Origin of the sequence: Pandoraea sp. PE-S2R-1 (genome assembly GCF_002179865.1) — a bacterium.
GTDB lineage: Bacteria > Pseudomonadota > Gammaproteobacteria > Burkholderiales > Burkholderiaceae > Pandoraea.
This window is the reverse complement of record NZ_NGUR01000015.1, coordinates 961,593-982,646: the sequence shown is the minus strand read 5'-3', so window position 1 is coordinate 982,646 and position 21,054 is coordinate 961,593. Positions and strand designations below refer to the sequence as shown.

General features: G+C 64.3%; 16 protein-coding genes. 4 read left to right on the top strand and 12 right to left on the bottom strand.

All coding sequences use genetic code 11. The annotated features are described in order from the left end of the window. Positions 1 to 25: 25 nt before the first annotated feature. From CDV44_RS21910 to CDV44_RS21880, 7 genes are all read right to left on the bottom strand, one after another. Positions 26 to 1,528 (bottom strand): M81 family metallopeptidase, encoded by a 1,503-nt coding sequence (locus tag CDV44_RS21910; protein WP_087690457.1) that lies wholly within the window; start codon positions 1,526 to 1,528, stop codon positions 26 to 28. Continuing rightward, positions 1,525 to 2,787, bottom strand: a complete 1,263-nt coding sequence (locus CDV44_RS21905; protein WP_087690455.1) for a Zn-dependent hydrolase — start codon at positions 2,785 to 2,787, stop codon at positions 1,525 to 1,527. The genes CDV44_RS21910 and CDV44_RS21905 overlap by 4 nt, the downstream gene beginning before the upstream one ends. 119 nt (positions 2,788 to 2,906) lie before the next feature. After that, positions 2,907 to 3,608 carry an ABC transporter ATP-binding protein gene (locus CDV44_RS21900; RefSeq protein WP_087690453.1) on the bottom strand — a complete coding sequence of 234 codons (702 nt, stop codon included), beginning with the start codon at positions 3,606 to 3,608 and terminating at the stop codon, positions 2,907 to 2,909. Then, on the bottom strand, positions 3,605 to 4,372 hold the full coding sequence (locus CDV44_RS21895) for an ABC transporter ATP-binding protein (protein WP_087690452.1): 768 nt from the start codon (positions 4,370 to 4,372) through the stop codon (positions 3,605 to 3,607). The genes CDV44_RS21900 and CDV44_RS21895 overlap by 4 nt, the downstream gene beginning before the upstream one ends. Further along, entirely contained in the window at positions 4,369 to 5,364 is a 996-nt protein-coding gene (locus tag CDV44_RS21890; protein WP_087690450.1) for a branched-chain amino acid ABC transporter permease, read from the bottom strand. The genes CDV44_RS21895 and CDV44_RS21890 overlap by 4 nt, the downstream gene beginning before the upstream one ends. After that, a complete protein-coding gene (locus tag CDV44_RS21885; protein ID WP_087690448.1) occupies positions 5,364 to 6,221 on the bottom strand; it encodes a branched-chain amino acid ABC transporter permease in 858 nt (285 codons plus the stop codon). Before CDV44_RS21885 ends, CDV44_RS21890 begins: the two co-directional genes overlap by 1 nt. Before the next feature lie 160 nt (positions 6,222 to 6,381). Next, entirely contained in the window at positions 6,382 to 7,587 is a 1,206-nt protein-coding gene (locus tag CDV44_RS21880; RefSeq protein ID WP_058376754.1) for an ABC transporter substrate-binding protein, read from the bottom strand. A gap of 290 nt (positions 7,588 to 7,877) precedes the next feature. Here CDV44_RS21880 and CDV44_RS21875 point away from each other — a divergent pair, with 290 nt between their 5' ends. Continuing rightward, entirely contained in the window at positions 7,878 to 8,870 is a 993-nt protein-coding gene (locus CDV44_RS21875) for a FadR/GntR family transcriptional regulator (RefSeq protein WP_087690446.1), read from the top strand. 14 nt (positions 8,871 to 8,884) lie between these two features. On the opposite strand, the gene CDV44_RS21870 is transcribed toward CDV44_RS21875, so the two are convergent. The 3 genes from CDV44_RS21870 to CDV44_RS21860 all read right to left on the bottom strand — a co-directional run bounded on the left by CDV44_RS21870 (position 8,885) and on the right by CDV44_RS21860 (position 14,835). Further along, a complete protein-coding gene (locus tag CDV44_RS21870; RefSeq protein ID WP_170936069.1) occupies positions 8,885 to 9,472 on the bottom strand; it encodes a molybdopterin-dependent oxidoreductase in 588 nt (195 codons plus the stop codon). 156 nt (positions 9,473 to 9,628) lie between these two features. Continuing rightward, positions 9,629 to 13,387 carry a BTAD domain-containing putative transcriptional regulator gene (locus tag CDV44_RS21865; RefSeq protein WP_170936068.1) on the bottom strand — a complete coding sequence of 1,253 codons (3,759 nt, stop codon included), beginning with the start codon at positions 13,385 to 13,387 and terminating at the stop codon, positions 9,629 to 9,631. A gap of 410 nt (positions 13,388 to 13,797) precedes the next feature. Continuing rightward, positions 13,798 to 14,835: an aliphatic sulfonate ABC transporter substrate-binding protein gene (locus tag CDV44_RS21860; RefSeq protein ID WP_371328791.1), complete on the bottom strand. Its 1,038-nt coding sequence runs from the start codon at positions 14,833 to 14,835 to the stop codon at positions 13,798 to 13,800. A 694-nt stretch (positions 14,836 to 15,529) separates the two neighbouring features. On the opposite strand from CDV44_RS21860, the gene CDV44_RS21855 reads away from it, so the two are divergent. Further along, positions 15,530 to 17,791 (top strand): TonB-dependent siderophore receptor, encoded by a 2,262-nt coding sequence (locus CDV44_RS21855; RefSeq protein WP_087690438.1) that lies wholly within the window; start codon positions 15,530 to 15,532, stop codon positions 17,789 to 17,791. A 165-nt stretch (positions 17,792 to 17,956) separates the two neighbouring features. After that, positions 17,957 to 18,643: a Fe2+-dependent dioxygenase gene (locus CDV44_RS21850; RefSeq protein WP_087690436.1), complete on the top strand. Its 687-nt coding sequence runs from the start codon at positions 17,957 to 17,959 to the stop codon at positions 18,641 to 18,643. 151 nt (positions 18,644 to 18,794) lie between these two features. Here CDV44_RS21850 and CDV44_RS21845 read toward each other — a convergent pair whose 3' ends face one another. Then, positions 18,795 to 19,358: a periplasmic heavy metal sensor gene (locus tag CDV44_RS21845; protein WP_170936067.1), complete on the bottom strand. Its 564-nt coding sequence runs from the start codon at positions 19,356 to 19,358 to the stop codon at positions 18,795 to 18,797. A gap of 243 nt (positions 19,359 to 19,601) precedes the next feature. Further along, complete coding sequence (locus CDV44_RS21840) at positions 19,602 to 20,009, bottom strand: DoxX family protein (protein WP_058376763.1); 408 nt, start codon at positions 20,007 to 20,009, stop codon at positions 19,602 to 19,604. Between the two features lie 374 nt (positions 20,010 to 20,383). On the opposite strand from CDV44_RS21840, the gene CDV44_RS21835 reads away from it, so the two are divergent. Continuing rightward, positions 20,384 to 20,971: a hypothetical protein gene (locus CDV44_RS21835; RefSeq protein ID WP_087690433.1), complete on the top strand. Its 588-nt coding sequence runs from the start codon at positions 20,384 to 20,386 to the stop codon at positions 20,969 to 20,971. Positions 20,972 to 21,054 lie beyond the last annotated feature (83 nt).

Below are 21,054 nucleotides of genomic sequence, written 5' to 3'. Positions count from 1 at the left end.
CGCAAGTCGCAGCGACGCTCGCTCGTTACGGCGTCTTGAACGTGACGTCCCGATCCAGCGGATACACCGGGCGATTCACGCGAGAGAACGGGAACAGGGCGTAGTTCGAACTCGTCACACCGTTGCTGTCGCATTCCACCAGCCCCGCCGAGATCGGCACGAACACCGGGCGGCAGTACATGCGCGACTTGAGCAGCAAAAAGCGCTCGCTGCGCGGATCGAGCCCCACGCACGTGAAGACACCGTGGTCCCACGGTTCGTGCGTGCGCTCGGTGACCACGATGCGTGCCGTGCCGATATCGAACAACACCGTGCGGCCCATGTAGCAACGCTGCCCGGTGTAAGTTGGCCCGCTCACCACATACTCGCCGTCGCTCACCTTGCGCACGATGCCGGTGAGTACCGGCGGCGTCTTGGTGATGCCCAACTGCGGCATCGCCCGCTTGTTGCCGAGGGCGAGCGTCACTTCCGCGCCCTCGCCTGCGGCGATGAGCGTAGCGACCGCCTCCGGGTCGCACAGCGGCCCCACCCCAATGCCGGTAAGTCCACCCGCCAAAGCGGCCTCCAGCACGTCCATCGTGTCGCACGTGCCGCCGGACATGCAGTTGTCGCTGTGATCGAGCAGCAGCACGGGTTTGTCGGCGCCTTGCGCGAGTCGCTTCGCTTCGGCAATCGATTCGGCGAGCGGCGCGCTGTCGTAGACAAAACCGTCGCGCTCGTCCCATGCTTGCCGCGCGATGCGATCGGCCACCGCTTGTGCGCGTGCGACGCCGTCGTCGCGCTCGTCGGCCGTGACCACCACGCTGATGCAAGGCGCCGGAATGTCGGCCAGCGAGAAGCCCGAGAAGACCGACACTGCCGGAATACCCTCCTCGGCTTCGGCACGGCGCGCGGCATCCAGCGCGCGCTTCATTGCGCCGCCATGGCTCGTGCTGCGCAGCGAGTGCACCATCAACGGCGGCTGTTGCCACACCACGCGCGGGCGGCGCTTGCCGGCCAGCAGGTCGAACAGCAGCCGTCCGGCATGTTCGCCGGTTTCATACATGTCGACGTGCGGATAGGTTTTGAAACCCACGACGATGTCGGCGTTCGTCACGATCTTCGCCGTGACGTTGGCGTGCAGATCCAGTGCCACGGCAATCGGCGTGTCCGGTGCGGCAGCGCGAACGCGTTCGAGCAGATCACCCTCCCCGTCGTCGCTGTTCTCGGCCACCATCGCGCCGTGCAGATCGAGCAGGATGGCGTCGACGCCTGTTGCTGCCGCAACGATGCGACGGCACAGTTCGTCGTACGCCGCCGCCGCCACCGGGCCGCTCGGATTCGCACCGGCAGACACTGGCGTCACCATCTCGGCGCCCGCCGCCTCGGCCAGATCGATGAACGCGGCCATGGCGGTGCGCATGCCCTTGTTGTCGCGATAGGCGTCGTCGCCGTAAGTCGGCCCGTGATTGCCGAACGCGTCCATCGGCGTTGGTACCGGCGAGAACGTGTTGGTCTCGTGATTCATGCGGGCGATCATCACTTTCATGCGACACCTCCCGCGCGTTGCAGCATGGCCTGAAGCAGCACGTTGCAACCGGCTTCCAGATGCGCCGGATCGGCATCTTCGATTTCGTTGTGGCTGATGCCGTCCTTGCACGGGACGAAGATCATCGCCGTGGGCGCCACGCGCGCGAGATACACGGCGTCGTGCCCCGCCCCGCTGATCGCATCCATCGACGACAGTCCGAGCGCTTGTGCACCGCTGCGAATGGCCTCGACGAGCTCTGGTGCAAAGGGTTGCGGCGGAAAGTACACCACTTGCTCGACCGATACCTCGATGCCGTTGGCCGCGAGCGCGGCGCATTCGGCGCGCAGCTTGGCATCGAGCACATCGAGCGTGGCGTCGTCGGCGGCACGCAGATCGACGGATAACTTCACACGCCCGGGAATGACGTTGCGGGAGTTTGGATAGTTATCGACCCAGCCCACGGTGCCGCGCGAATGCGGCGCATGCTCACACGCGATGCGATTGACGGCCTGAATCAGTTGCGCCGCACTCAGCAACGCATCGCGACGCAGTTCCATGGGTGTGGGGCCAGCGTGCGCTTCCATGCCGGTGACGACCACGTCGTACCAACGCTGCCCGAGGGCGCCTTGCACGACGCCGATGGTCTTGTGGTTGGCCTCCAGCACCGGACCCTGTTCGATATGCGCCTCGAAGTACGCGCCGACGGCACCGGGTTTTCCGACGGGCGATTCCGATCCGGCATAACCGATGTTGGCGAGCGCATCGGCCACGCTGATGCCGTCGTGATCCTTCTGCACCAGTGCGTGATCGAGCGTGAATGCCCCCGCGTAGACGCCGGAGCCCATCATCACCGGCACGAAGCGCGAGCCTTCCTCGTTGGTCCAGACGGCGACTTCGAGCGGCGCGTCGGTGTCGATGCCGCGATCGTTGAGCGTGCGCAGCACCTCAAGCCCGGCGAGCACGCCATAGTTGCCGTCGAACTTGCCGCCGGTCGGCTGCGTGTCGATATGGCTGCCGGTCATGACAGGCGGCAAGTGGTTGTTGCGCCCGGCGCGGCGCGCAAAGATATTGCCGATGGCATCGACACGCACGGTGCAGCCGATCTCCGTCGCCCACTTCACGAAGAGATCGCGGCCCTGCCGGTCGAGATCGGTCAGCGCCAGCCGGCACACGCCGCCCTTGGCGGTCGCGCCGATCTGCGCGAGTTGCATGAGGCTGTCCCACAGGCGCGCGCCGTCGATGCGCGCTGCGGCAGCGGTTGGGTCGAGACGTTCCATGTTTCACCAGTCCTTAGGGGGCGTCCGCCCCGCCGAGGGACGGTCGGACGCATTGGCAACAATGGCGCGCGCGCTGAGCGGCGTAGCGTCGCGCGCCGGGTTCTTGACAGGCGGCGGCGTCAGGCCACGCCCACGCCGAGATAACGGTCTTTGACCACCTCGTCGGCGAGAAACGCGGCGTTATCGGCACCGTAGACGATCACGCCCTGCTCGACGATGTAATGCCGGTCGGCGAGCTGCGTGCAGACTTCCAGATTCTGTTCGACCAGCAGGATCGCGACGCCGGCCTGTTTGATGAGTTTCAACTGCGCCACGATCTCTTCGACGATCACCGGTGCGAGACCTTCCACCGGTTCATCGAGCATGAGCAGTCGCGGGTGATTCATCAGCGCGCGGCCGATGGCGAGCATCTGCTGCTCGCCGCCGGAGAGCTGCGCGCCGCCGTTTTTGCGACGTTCCTGCAAGCGCGGAAAGATGCGGTAGATATCGGCGAGCTGCCACGGGGAATCGCGACGCGCGCCGAGCTTGAGATTCTCTTCGACCGTGAGCAGCTTGAAGATGCCGCGATGCTCGGGCACGAAGCACACGCCGCGCGCCGCAATGCGGTGAGCGGGCTGACCCGCGACCGGTTTGCCGAGGAACGAAATGCTGCCCGCTTTCGGGGTAACGACACCCGCGATGGTCTTGAGCGTGGTCGACTTGCCTGCGCCGTTGCGCCCGAGCAGGGTGACGAGTTCGCCGTCTCCGACCGTCAGCGACACGCCTTGCAGAATGTGGCTCTTGCCGTAGTAGCTATGAACGCCTGCGACGTCGAGAATCATGCGCGGCCTCCGGTGATCATGTTGCCGAGATACGCCGCGCGCACGCGCTCGTCGGCGCGAATGGCATCGGGCTTGCCTTCGACCAGCACGCGGCCTTGCTGCATCACGGTGATCGTGTCGGAGATGTCCATCACGATGTTCATGTTGTGCTCGATGAGCACAACCGTGTGATCGTCGCGCAGGCCGCGAATGAGTTGCTTCATGTCGTCGAGATCGTCGATGCCCATGCCTGAGGTGGGCTCATCGAGAAAGATCGCCTTGGGGCGCGCCGCGAGCGCCATGCCGACTTCAAGCCGGCGCTGCTGACCGTGCGAGAGCGAACCCGCCGCCGTGTTGGCGTGACGTGTGAGGGCGAGCCGCGTGAGCACGTCGTCGACCACGGATGCGCAGGCGCGGGCACCTTCTGCTTTGCTCCAGCACGACAGCGCACGACGCGGTGTGACGCCAAGCGCCGCGAGGCGAAGGTTTTCGCGCACCGACAGATTCTGGAACAGCGCCGTGACCTGAAACGAACGCGCGATGCCGCGTTGGACGCGACGGTAGTCGGCTTCGGTCGTCACGTCGTGACCGTCGAACAGGATGCGCCCGCCGGAGACCGGCACGGTGCCCGTGAGCATGTGAAACAGCGTGGTCTTGCCCGCGCCGTTCGGGCCGATCACGGAGTGCACCGTGCGCGGCGCGACGCGCAGATCGACGCCATGCAGGGCCGTGAACTTGCCGTAGCGCTTGACGATGCCGGCGGCTTCGATGAGAACGTCGCTCATGTCGGGTCTCCCTGCGTGTCCAGTTTGCTGCGCGCGTCGGCGTCGGGCCGTTTGCCGCCAAGCCGGTACCACAACGACTCGGCCACGCCCCAGAGCCCCTTGTGCATGAACAGGCTCACGGCGATGAGCAGCAGGCCGAGCAACAGCAGCCAGCGCGGCCACAGCGTCGAGAGCCAGTCGGATGCCAGCACGTAGAACGCCGCACCGAGCACCGACGCGAACAGGTTGCCCGTGCCGCCGATGACCGTCATCACGAGAATCATTTCGCTCGTGTGGTACTCGATGTTCGACAGCGGTGCGATGCCCGTCATCAGCGCATGCAGTGCGCCGGCCAGCGCGGTGACCGCGCCCGAGATCGCGAACGCCACGAGCTTGAACGTCTTCACGTGATAGCCGATGGCGGCCGCCCGCGTTTCGTTGTCGCGAATGGCGAGCAACGTGCGCCCGAACACCGAGTCGGCCACGCGCAACAGCACCGCGAACACGATCAGGAAGATCACCGCCACGAAGGTGTAGTACTGCCACGGCGTGGTGAGCGGGATCAGCGTCTGGCCGCCGATGGCGAGTGATTTGCGCGGGATGTCGAGCAGGCCGTTGTCACCGCCGGTCCAGTCGGTGGCGGTGTAGGCGACGAAGTAGAACATCTGCGCACACGCCAGCGTGAGCATCACGAAGTACGTGCCCTTCTGCCGGATCGCAAAACTGCCGACGACAGCGGCAATCAACGCACCCAGCACGATGGCGACGACGATCGCCAGCGGCATAGGCAATGCAGTGCGCGTGAGCAGAATGCCAAGCGTGTAGCTGCCAAGGCCAAAGAAGATACCTTGCCCGAATGACAGCAACCCGGTGTAGCCGAGCAAAAGGTTGCAGCCGAGCACGGCGAGGGCATAGACGAGGACTTCGGTGGCGAGCGTGCCCGACGAGAGTGTCGCGGGCAGGATCAGCGTGACGGCCGCAGCCAGCAGCCAAAAACGGTAGCGTACGAACATCATCCTCTCCCGAGCAGACCGTGCGGGCGCATGAGCAGCACCGCCGCCATCGCCACATAGATCATCAGGCGGGCACCTTCCGGCCAGATCGTGCTCATCAGGCTCTGCACGATGCCGATCACCAGCCCCCCGACCAGCGCACCGGCAAAGCTGCCCATGCCGCCGATCACCACCACGACGAACGCGATGCCCAGCGCCTCGATGCCCATGAACGGTTCGACGCCGCGCACGGGCGCTGCGAGCACACCGGCGAGCGCTGCGGTGCCTGCCCCCAGTGCGAACGCGAGACTGAACACACGGAACACGTTGATGCCGAGCAACGACACCATCTCCGACGACTCGCTGCCTGCGCGCACCGCGCTGCCCAGCCGGGTGCCTTCGAGCAACCACCAGAGAATGGCGGCGAAGACCGCAGTGAAGCCGATCAGAAAGAGGCGGTACTTCGGATAGATGAAGGTGCCCCACATCACGACGCCATCGAGTGCCTGCGGCACCGGCACGTTGTCGCCAAGCGGCCCCCACACGATGATGACCAGTTCCTGCACGACGAGGGCAAGGCCGACGGTCACGAGAATGTGGAACTCATGCGCCTTGTCGTAGATATGCGAGAGCAGAACCTTCTCGGCAATCCATGCGACGACGGCCACGACGATCGGGCACACGATGAGCGCGAGCCAGAACGACAGGCCCCATTGCATCGCCTGAAAGCAGAAGTACGCGCCGAGCAGATAGAAGGCGCCGTGCGCGAAGTTCACGAAGCGCAACAGGCCGAAGATGATCGATAAGCCGACGGCGAGCAGGAAGTACAGCATGCCGATGCCGACGCCGTTGATGACTTGCAGCAAATAAACGTTCATGCGCGTCCCGAAGAGCTTGAGTGGACGTGGGCCGCCGCACGCGGGCGTAAGTCGTGTTACGCGCCGCGCGGACGACAGATGCGGGGACGATGAATAGGCGTCCCCGCGAACGACGACAGCCGAGTGCATTGGGTGTGCCAATAACGCACGGCTGCGCCAATCAGGCCATCTTGCACTCGGTCTTGTCGAGCGGCAGGAACGATTTACCTGCGCTCACGATGTCGGCATAGTCGTCGGGATTCTTCATCTTCGACTTGGCCTTGCCCTTGAGCAGGTAGTAGTTCTTGAGTACCTGATGGTCGCCCTTGCGGATTTCTTCCGGACCCGTGAGACCGTCGTACTTCATGCCTTCCATCGCCGCGATGACGGCCTTCGGATCGGCGCTGCCTGCTTTGACCATCGCATCGAGCATGAGCTTGGTGCAGATGTACGAGCCGGCAAGGCTGTAGTTCGGGTTCTGCTTGAAGCGGTCTTGCGTGCGCTTGACGAGGTCGAGATTGAGCGGCGAGGCCACGGCGTGCCAGTACTGCGCGCCGAAGTACACGCCGTCGCACAGATCGGCACCGAGCGTCTCGAACTGCTCCAGACCCGAGGCCCACGCCATCAGGATCGTGCAGTTGTTCTTCATGCCGAAGCTCACGGCCTGACGCAGCGTATCGGACGACTGCGAGCCGAAGTTCAGAATCAGCAGCACGTCGGGCTTGGCCGCGACGGCGTTGGTGAGGTAGCCCGAGAATTCCTTCTCGGTGAGCGAGTGGTAGCTGTTGCCCACGTGCTCGATGCCCTTCTCTTTGAAGATGTTCTTCGCGGCCGTGAGCAGGCCGTCGCCGAACACGTATTGCGGCGTGATGGTGTACCAGCGCTTCGCTTTCGGGTGCGCGTCGATCAGCGGGCGCACCGTTTGTTCGATGGCACCGAACGTGGGCACCGACCAGCGGAAGGTTGCGCTGTTGCAATCCTTGCCGGTAATTTCGTCCGCACCGGCCGTGGTGATGAAGATGCCGCCGGCCTTCTCGGCTTCCTTGCCCATCGCCAGCGCCTCGGACGACAGGATGCCGCCCGCGAAGAAGCGCGCGCCCTTTTGCTGGGCGATTTCCTGCACGCGGCGAATGGCCGTGGCGGGTTTGCCTTCGGTATCCAGTGTGGTGTAGGCGAGCGGACGGCCCAGCACTTTGCCGTACTGCTCGACGATGAGCTTCATGCCGAGATCGGCAAACTTGCCGTTGGCGGCGAACGGGCCCGACATCGGCACCGGACAGGCCAGTTGAATGGCGCCGGAGGCCTGTGCGAACGCGTCGCGGGCGGTAAGTAGGGAGCCAGGCAAAGACGCAGCGGCGGCGAGCTTCAACAGTTCACGACGATTCAAGATGGTCTCCAATGAAGGGGAGCAATCGTTCATGGGGTGCAAACGTGCAGCGCGTCACGCTCGGGTCAGGAAGCAACCTGGCAACGACAATGTGCGACGTCCGGGGCCTAGGGTCTGTTCCCCCTAATTCCTATCCGTCATATTTATCATGATAAATAGGATGAATTTGATCGTAGGTATAATGCTTTTCGGTGTCAATCGGGAAAAAATTCGAGATCGGAGGCACCGGAGTCTCCGGATTTACCGGCGTGCCGGTCTGACGGGTGAACAAGATCCTAACGAGGCGCCACATGGCATTGGATCCGCAAACGATGCGAGAACCGTTGGAAATCAAACAGCAGAAACGCGGCGATCTCGTCGCCGAGGCCATCAAGCGCCTGATCACCGAAGGCAACCTGTTGCCCGGCGACCGGTTGCCGCGCGAGATCGAGTTGCAGCAGATGTTCGCGGTGTCGAAGAGCACCATCCGCGAAGCCCTCAAGTCGCTTGAGGTGCAAGGGCTCATCAAGGTGAGCACGGGACCGTCGGGCGGCGGCATGGTGGTGGAAGTGCCGCTGGAGCGCACCTTCCAGTTGATGCAGAACTATCTGTTCTTCAAGGAAGTGAGCATCGACGACATCTACACCGTGCGTCAGTTGCTTGAACCGGAGTTGGCGGCCGGTGCGGTGCCGCATCTCACCGAGGACGATTTCGCGGCGCTGGAGAACAACATGTCATGTTGCAGCCCGGCATCGCACGATAGAAGCGAACTGCTGCGCCAGCGTCAGGCCGACGTCGACTTTCACGATATTCTCGCGGCGGCGAATCCGAATAGCTTCCTGCGATTTACGTGCGAACTCGTCAACGAGATGATTCGCCAGTTGATCGTGTTCGGCAACGAAACGCCGCGCAAGGAACACGAGAAGTTCGGCACGGCCAACGTCAACATCCATCGACAGATCACGGACGCCGCACGGGCAGGCGATGTGGAGCGCGTGCGTTCACTCATGCAGTTTCATATGCAGGAGGCGCGCACTTACATCAAGCGCATGAACGGCAAGCTGCGCGGGCGGTTGATCCTCGATTCGGATATTGCCGACATGCAGCAACGCGTTCGCTCGCAGAGTGGGGCCGCGGCGTCGGTACCGGTGAAGACGGCGCGTGCGCCTCGCAAGACGGCGGCGAAGGTGGCGGCAAAAGTGGCGACGAAGGCCGGTGTGAAGGCGCGTGTGAAGGCCGTAGCGAAGAAAGCCCCGGCCAAGCCCGTGGCGACGACCCGGGCGACGCCGCGCAAGAAGGGTTGATAAGTCGCGCCGCGTCAGCGCGTGCCGGCGCCGGACTCGGCCAGATGCACGGTGAGTCGTGTGAGGGCGCGCACTTGTCGTAATGCCACGCGCAAATCACACGTTGAAATCAGGCCGATGCCGCCTTCATCTTCCCCGAGCGGCCGGCCGTCACGCTCATACACCACGAGTGCACCTACGCCGACCGGCGTGTTGTACAACTCGTGCCACGAGAACATGACCGTATAGCCATCGGCACCCTCTGCCAGCACATAAGCACGGGTGAAGTCGCGCGCTTGGGGCAAGCGCAGGCGCGCCACGTCAAGCAGTGCCGTAAGCCGCACGCCTTTGTATTCGCTCGCGCTGCGCACTTTCCGCCCGGACAGACACACGACATCGAGCGGCCCCGTGAGTTGGGTCGGCAGCCGCATGAGCGAAGCGAGGTCGAACGAGTGGCGGCGATTCACGCAACCGGACACCACGACTTCGTGCGAGACGAGCGACGTGATGGCCGGTGGCGGACTCACCAGCGTGAGCGGCGCACCGGGCGTGGTCAGACGAGACGTGTCAGAGGCGGCAGCCGGCGTGTTGGACGCCGACGCACGCAAGGGTTCGATGGGCATGTCGGATTCGGTGTACGGGCTTGGGGGCACCGGTGGCATCAATATAGCCGCCGCCCCCGGCACGGACATACGAGGTGCCTGATAGCCGCTATTCGGCTTGCAGCAAGGGCTCGCGAAGGCGCGTCATAGGCACCGGCTGCCGAATCGATTTCCGCATCAGCTACCGCAGCGGGCCGTGCGCCGATCGGGCAACTTCGCCGTCACATCGGCGAGCATGGCGCGGGCTTCCTGCACGTCGGTCAGGCTTTCTCCGCCTTGCAGGCCATCGAGCGCTTCGCGCAGCAGCACGGCACAGTCGGCATCTCCCGGGGCATCGCCCCCCCCCACGCGCAGCAGACTGACTGCCGCACGCAACGTCAGCATCGGTGAGGCCTGTGCGCGGGCAATCTGCAACGCATGTTCGAGCCACGGCCGTACGGCGTCTTCCGGATGATGTCCCGCGCGCAGGAAGTCACCCTTCTGCCGCAGAAATTCCGCCTGCCAGTGGCCGTCGTTGCGACGTGCCGACACGTGCGCACCGCGTTCTGCCGCATGCAGGCCCAGTGCAATGTCGCCGGTCCCCGCGCAGGCTTCCACCAGCAAGCCGAAGAAGATGCCTTCCACGCCGCCCATGATTTCGCTCAGGCGCCCGACGCTATCGGTGATGCGCTCCAACCCGGCTGCGTCGCCGCGCGAGGCGAGTGCCCAGCCGCGAATCGTCTGACCCGCCAGTGCCCAAAGTGCCACGCCAGTCTCTTCCGATACTTCTGTGGCTTCGCTGGCCAGCGCTTCGGCCGACGCGACTTCACGCCGCAAGCGGCGCAGCAAGGCGGCGAACACCAGCGCGAACGAGAACGAGTAGCGGCGGCCTTGCTGACGGCCCATCGCCAGCGCTTCTTCGCTGGCGGCGAGCGAGGCGTCGTGCCGTCCCGTGAACCAGTAAGCCCACGACAGGAACGACAGCCCGGTGATCTTGGCGTCTTCGCCAAGGCCGGTGTCTGCCGTCTCAGGACGGTAATGCGCAATACCGGTTTCGAGCGCGGTCACCGCGCCGCCAAAGTCGCCCTGACAGCACAGGCTGTTGCCGAGCGCGTAGTAAGCGTGCGCGAGCAGCGGCGCGTCGCCGGCCTGTTCGGCGATCAGGATGAGCTTGCGGGCCAGATCGACGCTGCGGTCAAAGTCGCTCCACGAGCTGGAGCCGAGCCACAGTCCCCAGTAGACGGGGAACAACGCGACGTCGTCGCCCATCGGCTGGGCAAGCCCGAGCGCCGTTTCGAAGTTGTGCCGCGCGGGTTCCGAACCGTAGCCGTGCAGCGAGACGAGCGGCACGCCGAGCGCCATGCGCAGTTGCAATTCATGCGGTGCGGTTTGCGTACTAGGGCCCGTTTGACGCAGCACGTCGAGCGCGCTCTGGTAATGCGCGCAGGCTTCGCGAAATGCCTGACGTCCGGTGGCATAACCCCCCGCCAGCCGGTAATGCTCGATGGCGGCGTCGGGTTCGTCGGCCTGACGGAAATGCCACGCGAGCACTTCGGGTTCGGTCTGGACGATGGCCGGGTCGTGCTCGCGCATGGCGAGTGCAATCCGGCGATGCGCGTCCTGACGGCGTTCCTGAGGCTGAGCGTCGTAGGCGGCCTTGTGCAGCAACGCATGACGGAACACATAGCGTCCGCTTTCCTGTCGCTGCACGAGTGCACAGGCGACGAGCGTGTCGAGTGCGCGTTCGACGAGGGGCATCGTGCGCCCGCTCGCCGACGCGAGCAGATCGGCGTGGAATTCCTGACCGAAGCACGAAGCGAAATGCGCCACCGGCTTCGCACTGCCAGCCGCATCGATGCGCGCCATCATCAACTCTTGCAGGCTCGCCGGCATGGGCATGCCGCCGGCGTTACGGCCACCCTGCTGGGCAGCGGTCGCGCGGGCGAGTTCTTGCAGGAACAGAGGCACACCTTCGGCCAAATGCACGATGCGTTCGCGCAGGGCTGCCGGCAGGGCGACGCGGGGCGTTGCTGCCCGCACGATGGACGCCGCCGCGCCCGCGTCGAGCGGCGCAAGATCGATCCGCCGCAACGCGACGGTGTGCCGCCACGGCACTTCGAATTCAGGGCGTGCGCAGACCATCAACAGACGACCCGCAGGCGGGCTCTCGGCCATCAGCGCGAGCAGTTCCTGCGTCGATGGGTCGGCCCAGTGTGCGTCGTCGAGCAGCAGCACGCCGCCATCGGGCAGCAGCGCTGCGAGCAGTCGCGGCGCTTCGTCGAGCACGGCCTGCTTCCACGCGTGCGGTGCCGCGATGTCGGCGGGCGTCTCGAACAGGTGGCGCAAACGCCGATAGGCGAGCAGCGCCGGTTGCGGCAATTGCGAGGCTTCGGCGACCGGCTGCGCACGCAGCCAGCGCACGATGGGATGGAACGGCGTACCGGCGCCGTCTTGCGCACAGGCGAGATCGATCACGCGCAAGCCGCCAGTGTCGACGAAATGACGGGTGAGAGCTGATTTGCCGATGCCCGCCTCGCCGATCACGAGGGCGACGACACCATGGCCGGTGCTCGCATCCCGCCCGCTGGCGTGGGCGGCACCGAGTTCGGCCAGCGCCGAATCGCGCCCGAAGAGCATGGCCGCGCGACGGCGCGAGCGGCGCTCGGGCGTGGGGTCGGGATTGACGCGAAAAACCGGAATGTCGCGATTGGCATGGCGCTCGCGCACGCTGCCGTGCGGCGTACTGGCCAGCGCGACGCCGATCAGACGCTGCGTCGCATCGCACATCAGCACTTCGCCAGCCTGCGCCATATCGGCCAGTTGCACGGCAGAGCGCGAGACACGTCCGCCGGTGTCGGGGCTGTCGTCTGCTGCCGAGCTGATGACAATGCCGGTGTGAACGCCCACACCGATGCTGACGCGGGCGGTGGTGGCTTGCGCGCAGCGCATGGCCGCTTCCACGGCATGGCGGCCGGCGCCTTCGAGCGCCGTCGGATAGCCGAAGTAGCCGAGCAGGCCGCCCGTGGGTGTGCGCAGCGTGTAACCCCATGACTGACGCAGGATCGTTTCGCACTTCACCAGCGGCGGGCGCATCACGCCGACGAGCTGGTCGGGGTCGTCGATGCCGTTGGGGGCGAGTTCGACGGCGACGACCGTCACCTGCCGCCGCTCGGGGCCGGTGGCGCGCTGTTCCATGCGCGCGGGCGGCGTTTCGAGCAACTGGGTGAGGGCCTCGCCCGGCAATTCGCCGAGCTCGTCACGCAGGATGTCGCACAGGCGGCGATATTCGTTTTCCGCCTCGTCGCGGCGTCCCGCACGCAACAGCAGTGCGAGCAGGCACTGCCAGCCGGATTCATCGAAGGGCGCGAGCGAGACGAGCTGACGCGCATGGGCGAGGGCTTGGTCGAGGTCGCCCAGGCGGGCGTAACCGTCGGCCAGCAGGCGTTCGCCGAAGACCCGGCGGCGCTGGTATTCGTCGCGCTGCAACTCGATCCATTGCTCGAGGTCGGGGGTGTCGCGCACGGACAGGCCATGCAGGAACGGACCTTGGTAGAGCGCGACGGCATCGGCGAGCTGTTGCAGATGGGCGGCAAGATCGAGGCCGGTCACGCCATCAAGCGTGCGGCTGGCCTGCGTGATCATGCTCGCGAAAACGTGCGCGTCGATCCACAGGCCGGTCTCGGGGCGCAGGCGCACGACCTGGCGGTCCGACTCGAAGAGTTCGTCGCCGAGGGTGTCGCGCAGATGGAAGAGCATGCGCTTGAGCTTGTCGCGTCCGCCCTGGCCGTCTTCGTCGGGCCAGAACAGGTCGGCCAGCGCGCCGCGGGTATGGAAGCCCGGTTGCAGGGCGAGATAGGCGAGCATGCCGCGTGCCTTCGTGTACTTCACGGCGCACGACTGTTTGCCTTGTTCGACCCGCATCGGTCCGAGCAGGTAGAGCGATCTGGTGGCTTGCATTGTCCCTGGACGGCAAATAGGCAACGCCGGCGCTCGCCCGGGGGCGAGTACCGACGTCGCGAATTTCATGATGTCGTCGTGCCTGGCCTTCGCACAGTCACGTCACGTGGCGTTCCCGGGTACCCCGGGGCCGGCGTGAGCGGGCTGGGCGAATGGCGAGTCTGGCACAACGCCAAGGGCCGTTCCGGGGGGGCTCCGGCCGTCTTTGTTCTCGTATTGCAGGCCCAAGTATAAACAGGTGTATGAATCTCGTCGGTAATACCCGAAAAATCCGTGCGTTATTGTCGGAACCGGCCTGCCATGCGCGTGGTTTTTGCAACAGTTGGCGGCCCCCGGTGCGCCTGGCGCAACAGGGCGCCCGGTGAGGACTGGTGACGTCGGGCGCGTCGCCGTTTCGTGACGCGTCAGTATCAGGCGGGCGCTTGCCAGATAGTGGCGTCGGCGGCGTCGATACGCTTGGGCAGCAGCCCGGCTTGCGTGAAGACGTCGGCAATGCGTTGCTGCTCGGCAATCGCGTCGCGCACGACCGGCTGCACGTCATAGCTGCGCCGGCGGTTTGCCGCTTCGACAATGGCAGCATCCAGCCCCCACACCGGCGCCAGTTGCGCTGCCGCTTCGCGAGGGTTGGTGCGCACCCACTGACCGGTTTCGCGCAAGGTCTGGTAGACCGCACGCAGCACGGCGTCGTGATCGCGCGCAAATGCGGGGGTGGCGAGGTAGTAGCGCTGATAGCCGGCGAGCCCGCGTGCGGTGCTCAGTACGCGCACCTTGTCCTGTTGTTCGACGCTGGCGAAGAACGGGTCCCACGTGACCCACGCGTCGACATTGCCGCTCGCGAAGGCGGCGCGCGCGTCGGCTGGGGTGAGATAGGCGGGCTGCACGTCAGTGAATCGGAGTCCGACGCTTTGCAGCGCGGCGATCAACAGGTAATGCACGCCTGCACCCTTCGTGACCGCGACCCGTTTGCCTTTGAGATCGGCCAGCGAGCGAATCGGCGAGTTTTGCGGCACCAGAATGGCTTCGGCGTCGGGCGAGGGCGTCTCGCGTGCCACATAGGCAATACGCGCCCCGGCGGCCTGCGCAAAGACAGGCACGGTGTCGGCTACGTCGGCCGAAAAGTCGATGCTGCCGACGTTGAGCGCTTCAAGCAACGGCAGGCCGCTGGTGAACTCGTGCCACGTGAGGGTGACGTTGTGCGGCGCCAGCGCCTTCGCCAGCGTGCCTCGGGTCTTGGCAAGCACGATGAGGGTGGACGACTTCTGATAGCCGATGCGCAGCGTAAGCGGTGCGTTGGCAGCGCGGGCGTTGCCGCTTTGCGTCAGCGAACCCAGCGCGCCGGCGACGGCGCCCAGCGTGCCCATCGCGGAGAGTGCGCCACCGGCCAGCAGCGTGCCTCCGGTGCGTTGGAGAAAGTGGCGTCGGCGGGCAAGTTTGGGTGAATGGGGCATGGAAAAATCGGTCGGAACGTAGCGGTCTGCGGGAAATGCAGCGGGTCCGGACCGTGGCACGGGCGGCGCGCTGCGCTTGCCCGACTTGTAACGCGTCGCACCGACAGCGCGCCAACAAGTTATTCGACTTTGCTTAGCGAGGCGATGCGCATATCGATATTCGCCGGAGTCCGCCGGATCGGGCGGCGGGACTGTCTTGCCGTCAACACCCCGTTATTTCGTGCTAACGGCGGCGATATCGACAGGTGAAACCGAAAGCCCACCTTGGAACCCTCCCGAAACTGTCAGGTTTGCTCAAGAATTCAGCAGCCGTTGCGTCTATGGCCCTAGGGAAAACCCCTGCATCACGCTTCGGACGCGCGGCATTACCGACAGCGTGTCGAGAAAGCATTTGCCATGCTTTCATCGTCTTACCGAATGTACGCACGATATTGGTGCAAACGTATTACGACGTATTACAAAAAATCCCGTAATTTCATAGAGTTACCATCCTTTCGGATGCTTGAAATGAAAATCATTCCTATTTATATTCGCGCCGCAAGTCGGGGAGAGACAGGCGGCGCTTCAGAGATCGCGTAGATCGGGTGCAGCAGTCGTTCTCCGGCGCAAATTTCGACGCTGGCCACGAGCACAGAGGAGTGCACGGGCTCATGGACTGGCGCGCAATCAACGACGACGCACACCGACACCGATCATGATGCAACGCAAGCCGCTGGCCCTCGCGATGATGGCCCTCTTCGCAACGCCACTCGCCACCACCTTCGCTACGCCAGCGATGGCCCAAAGTGCCGCTTCCAGTGCGTCTTCAAGCGCGCCGGCTACCGCCGGGGATGCTTCCGCTTCACCGGCTGCGCCCGCCGCCAATGCCCCTGCTGCGGCGCTGCCGCAGACTGAGGTGTCCGGCACGTCGATTCGTGACGAATACCAACGCGACGTCTCGACCGTCGGCGGCAAGGTGCCGACGGCCATTCGCGACATTCCGCAATCGGTGACGGTCATCGACAAGGCCGTGATGCAGGCACAGGGCGCAACCTCGTTTGCCGACGCGTTGCGCAATTCACCGGCCATCACCATCGGCGGCGCAGAGGGCGGCCAGATCGGCAACAACATCAACCTGCGCGGTTTCACGGCGCGCACCGACATCTATCTCGACGGTTTCCGCGATCGCGGTCAGTACTATCGCGACACGTTCTATCTGGATTCCATTGAAGTGCTCGAAGGCCCGTCGTCGATGTTTTTCGGCCGGGGCTCGACCGGTGGCGTCATCAATCAGGTGAGCAAGCAGGCCAACCTCAAGCCGCTCAACGAAGTCTCGGGCACCATCGGCACTAACGACCGCTACCGCACGTCGTTCGACTTCAATCATCCGCTCTCGGACACGGCGGCGTTCCGTATCAACGGCTTTGCGCAGGACATCCACACCACGCGCGACGTCATGAGCAATCAGGACTTCGGCATTGCCCCCACGCTCAAGCTCGGTATCGGCACGCCGACGCAGATCACCCTGTCGGCGCTCATCGAGCATAACCACGACATGCCCGACTACGGCACCGTGGGCTACAACGGTCACCCGCTGCCGATCTCGAAGAATCAGTTCTACGGCCTGACGACCGATCGCACGGTGCAGGACGTGATGAGCTTCTCGGCCAAGATCGAGCACAAGGTCGACGACAGCCTGAAGATCACCAATCAGACGCAGTACAGCCGCTATGTGATCGACGCCGTGGAGACTGCGTCGCACGCGGTGGGTGTGCCCAATGGCTCGGGGGGCTTTACCACGCTGCCGACAGGGCAGACGGCGGGCATTCCGTCGTACTCGCTCGATCAGCTCTGGGTGCAGTTGCAGAGTCACGACCGCAAGATTACCGACACGTCGCTCTATAACCAGACCGATGTCGTGAAGAAGTTCGACACGGGGCCGTTCAAGCACACGCTGATCGCCGGGGCAGAAGTCGGGCGCGATACCTACGAGAACCAGACCTACCTGCGCACGGGCGCTGGGCAGGCGTCGGGCTTTCTGGGCTGGATTCCGGCGAACAGTCAGGCGTACTACTCCAACCTGCCGAACGTGACGCAGACCACCGGCAACCTCGCGCAGGGCAGCGCGGAGTCGGTGGCGTTCTATGCGAACGACACGATCGAGCTGACCAAGCAGTGGAAGCTCGTCGGCGGCTTGCGCTGGGATCGCTACAAGGCGCAACTCTCGAACACGCTTAACGCGCCGGGTTACGCCACGCAGACTGTCAACTACACGAGCGTGCGCACGGGCCTGATCTATCAGCCGAGCGAATCGCAGTCGTATTACTTCTCGTACGGCACGTCGTTCAACCCGTCGCTCGAACAGCTCACTGTCACGAACAACACGCAGGCGCTGCCGCCCGAGACGAACCAGTCGTTCGAAGTGGGCAGCAAGTGGAACCTGTTCGACGACAACCTCTCGATCAACACCGCGCTGTTTCAGGTCACGCAGAACAACTCGCGTACGCAGACCGGCACGACCGGCGAGTACTCCGACGCCGGCAAGGTGCGCATTCGCGGCGCCGAGGTCGGCGTGACGGGCCACATCACCACGAACTGGCAGGTGATGGGCGGCTACATGTTCCTGAACTCGCAGGTGCTGCAAGCGAATGACGGCACACAGGGCAACGTGCTCGCCAACACGCCGCGTCACTCGGTCACGTTGTGGTCGACGTACACGCTGGGGCATTGGGAAGTGGGTGGCGGCATGAACTACATGTCGATGCGCTATGCGGCGAACACGAACCTGATTCGGGTGGGCGGCTACACGCGCTGGGACGCGACCGTGGCCTACCATCAGCCGAAGTACGACATCCGCCTCAACGTGCTGAACGTGTTCAACAAGAACTACTTCGATGCGTTGATTCCGTCGGATGGCGGGCGTGCGGTGCCGGGCGTCGGACGCACGGCCATGCTCACGGGCACGTACCGGTTCTGACGCGGCTGGCGTCGCCCGCGGGTCCGGTCGCCGTCACGGCTTGATCCATCGCAAGCGGGCGGCCACCACGCTGGCCGGGTCCGGCCAAAATGACGGACAATACGAGGCGCGAGCCGGCGGTGTCGCCGCGCTCGCGCCTTGCTATTTCACGAGGGAAGCCCGCCGATGTTGCTGCATGTGCCAAATGTCCTCAGCCCCGATCAGGTGCGCTGGGTGCGCGCCAAACTGGATAACGCCGGAGACGCCTGGGTCGACGGGCTGGCCACGGCCGGCTATCAGGGCGCGCCCGTCAAACAGAATCAGCAGATCGACGAACGCTCGGCCATCGCGCGCGAGTTGGGCGACGTGATTCTCGGGGCGCTCGAACGCCATCCGCTTTTCATCAGCGCTGCGCTGCCGAACAAGGTCTATGCACCGATGTTCAATCGCTACGGCGAAGGCATGCACTTCGGCAACCATGTCGACGGCGCGATTCGACTGCAACCGGGCAGCGGCATGCGCATTCGCACCGATGTGTCGGCCACGCTGTTTCTCGCGAACCCCGACGAATACGAGGGTGGCGAGCTGGTGATCGAAGACCAGTACGGCGCGCATCAGGTGAAGCTGCCGGCGGGCGATATGGTGCTTTATCCGGCGACCAGCCTGCACCGCGTGAACGCGATCACACGCGGCTCGCGCGTGGGCTGCTTCTTCTGGGTGCAAAGTCTGGTGAAGGACGACACGCAGCGCACGCTGCTCTTCGATATGGACAACGCGATCCAGCGGCTCAATTCCTCAGACGCGGATGAGACCGCACGCCGCACGCTGATCGGTTGTTATCACAACCTGCTGCGGATCTGGAGCGAAACCTGAGCCACGCGGCCCACGGGTTCTCCAGTGCGCCAGTTCGCTGAACCATAAAAAAACGCCCGGTCCCAATGGACCGGGCGTGTCACGAAGCGCCGGACTGTCGCGTCCGGCTGCGCTGGCCTCGCGCTTGTTATGACTCGGCTTATTACTGGGCTTACTGAGCGGCCGGCGGCGTCGCTGCCGGGGCACCCGGGGCGCCCTTGTGCATCTGCTGGCGGCGCTGCATGGCCTTGTCGTGCCAGTCTTTCATCTTGGCCCAGCGTGCCTTGATGGCGCTGCTCACGAGGGTCTTCTGACCGTCGTCCAGACCGTTGTAGACATTCAGCCAGGCATCCTCGGTCTGGCTGCGAAGTTGACGGTTCTGATCGAATACCTTCTCGCGGGCGGCGCGCATGCCGGCCAGATCGAGAATCTTCTGATCCTTCGCCTGCATCATCGACTGACGCAATTGCTGGCCGTTCTGGCGCATCGCGTCATGGTTCTGCTTCGACGTGGCCACCGCTTGCTGCCAGGCTTGTTCCTGTTGCGGGTTGAGCTTCAGTTGGTCGTGCAACTTCTTGATGTCGCCCAGCCCCCACGGACCGTGACCGCCGCGCATATGATGCATCGCGGCTTGCGGACCCGTGGCCGGCGCGGTGGCGTCGGCGGCATGGGCAAGGCCAAACATCGAAGTGGCGACGAGGACGGCCGACGCAGCGGCGATCTTCAGTTTGCGCATGGTGTTGACTCCTGTTGATACTGCCGGAATTGGCATTTTCAGAGTAAGTCATCGCCCCGCTGAACAAGTTGCAAAGTGCAACGGCCGTATTACTCGACGTTACCAGCGCCCGCTTTCGCAATATTCCGAAACGACTCGGCCCGCCTGCGTCGTTGGTGTTCGACAGAGGCGGGCCGTTGTGAAGTTCGCGTGACAGCGTGTGACGCTTTCAGTTCCCCACTTTCAGACTGGCTCAGGTGGTGCTCAATCCCACGCGCCGCGGCCACCCGACACGCTGTAGCGGCCGGCGCCGAAGAGAATCACGCACAGGCCCATGAACAGATAGAAGCCTTGCAGTTCGAGTGCCCAGCCGCCGGTCTTCGACAGTTCGCCGAGTTGGCTCAGGTGCACCAGCGAGAAAGCGACGAGCATGTTGCCCACCACCAGCACGCCGCCCAGACGGGTCAGCACGCCGAGAATCAACAATACCGGTGCGAGAACTTCGCCCAGATAGGCACCGTAGGCGAGAAAACTCGGCAAGCCATGCGATGTGATCATGCCTTCGATGAATCCGACGCCGTTGATCACTTTGCTCACGCCGTGAAACAGCAGCAGGATACCGAGGGTAAGACGCAGGATCAGTTTGCCAAGATCGTCTTTGGTGCTCTGCATGGTAAGGCTCCTTCCTTTCTTGCGGATATGCGCAACGGGGGCTGATGGGTTCGGGGTTCGGTCGACGCGCCGGACAGGCTGGCGCGCCTTGCAAATCGGCACCACTGTATCAAATCGTTACCGCGCTGTCTGCGGGACTCCCAACCTTTTCAGGCACTTGGCAAGAATTCCCTCCGGCCTGCGGATTACAGCCTGTTACTTTTGCGGCGACGCCGTTACACGGTGGCTGTCGGCGGGCGGGCGCCGGGCCGCGTTATTCGCCTTAAGGACACGGCAAACGATCGGCAATCCCGCCGACGGTACCGGGCCCCGACCGGCATCAGGCCGACGCGGTGCGCCAGCGGCCCACCGCGCAAGCAAATAAGGAATCCATCATGAACGTTCGTAAAACTCTTATCCTGAGCGCCGTGACCGTTGCCCTCGGTGGTGTGTTCGCCGGGCAAGCCTTCGCCCAGAGCACCGCGACCGAAACCTCGCGCGACATCAACCAGCAGCAACGCATCGAGAACGGCCTGAAGAGCGGCCAGTTGAGCACCAAGGAAGCGTCGAGCCTCGAAAAGGGCGAAGCCAAGATCGATCGCATGCAAGCGCACGCCGATCACACCGGTGACACGGCCGCACAGAAGGCCCGCATCGCTGCGGCGCAGAATCATGAAAGCGCCAAGATTGCGCAGGCGAAGAGCAACGGCGTCGTGGCCAACCCGAATTCCAAGTCGTCCGAGCGGATGCAGGCCGACGTGCAACGCAATGTGAATCAGCAGAAGCGCATCGCTCAGGGGCAGGCCGCAGGCACGCTCAACAACCATCAGGTCGGCAATCTTGAGCACGGTCAGGCGCATGTCGATACCGCTGAAGCCCATGCGGGCAAGAACGGCCATGTGAGCGCGGGCGAACAAGCCGGCATTCAACACAAGGAAAATCATCAGAGCAACCGCATCCGTCAGGACAAGACGAACGGATAACGGACTGCGTCCCGGCCAAGCAGCCCAAGTTTCACGGGTCCGCCAAAACCACACGCACGCGCAGTACTGAAGCGGTATTGAGA

Bases quoted from the DNA above. Each gene is read 5' to 3' on its own strand.
- CDV44_RS21910 (WP_087690457.1), bottom strand. From the start codon at position 1,528: ATGAAAGTGATGATCGCCCGCATGAATCACGAGACCAACACGTTCTCG.
- CDV44_RS21905 (WP_087690455.1), bottom strand. From the start codon at position 2,787: ATGGAACGTCTCGACCCAACCGCTGCCGCAGCGCGCATCGACGGCGCG.
- CDV44_RS21900 (WP_087690453.1), bottom strand. From the start codon at position 3,608: ATGATTCTCGACGTCGCAGGCGTTCATAGCTACTACGGCAAGAGCCAC.
- CDV44_RS21895 (WP_087690452.1), bottom strand. From the start codon at position 4,372: ATGAGCGACGTTCTCATCGAAGCCGCCGGCATCGTCAAGCGCTACGGC.
- CDV44_RS21890 (WP_087690450.1), bottom strand. From the start codon at position 5,364: ATGTTCGTACGCTACCGTTTTTGGCTGCTGGCTGCGGCCGTCACGCTG.
- CDV44_RS21885 (WP_087690448.1), bottom strand. From the start codon at position 6,221: ATGAACGTTTATTTGCTGCAAGTCATCAACGGCGTCGGCATCGGCATG.
- CDV44_RS21875 (WP_087690446.1), top strand. From the start codon at position 7,878: ATGGCATTGGATCCGCAAACGATGCGAGAACCGTTGGAAATCAAACAG.
- CDV44_RS21870 (WP_170936069.1), bottom strand. From the start codon at position 9,472: ATGCCCATCGAACCCTTGCGTGCGTCGGCGTCCAACACGCCGGCTGCC.
- CDV44_RS21865 (WP_170936068.1), bottom strand. From the start codon at position 13,387: ATGCAAGCCACCAGATCGCTCTACCTGCTCGGACCGATGCGGGTCGAA.
- CDV44_RS21860 (WP_371328791.1), bottom strand. From the start codon at position 14,835: ATGCCCCATTCACCCAAACTTGCCCGCCGACGCCACTTTCTCCAACGC.
- CDV44_RS21855 (WP_087690438.1), top strand. From the start codon at position 15,530: ATGATGCAACGCAAGCCGCTGGCCCTCGCGATGATGGCCCTCTTCGCA.
- CDV44_RS21850 (WP_087690436.1), top strand. From the start codon at position 17,957: ATGTTGCTGCATGTGCCAAATGTCCTCAGCCCCGATCAGGTGCGCTGG.
- CDV44_RS21845 (WP_170936067.1), bottom strand. From the start codon at position 19,358: ATGCGCAAACTGAAGATCGCCGCTGCGTCGGCCGTCCTCGTCGCCACT.
- CDV44_RS21840 (WP_058376763.1), bottom strand. From the start codon at position 20,009: ATGCAGAGCACCAAAGACGATCTTGGCAAACTGATCCTGCGTCTTACC.
- CDV44_RS21835 (WP_087690433.1), top strand. From the start codon at position 20,384: ATGAACGTTCGTAAAACTCTTATCCTGAGCGCCGTGACCGTTGCCCTC.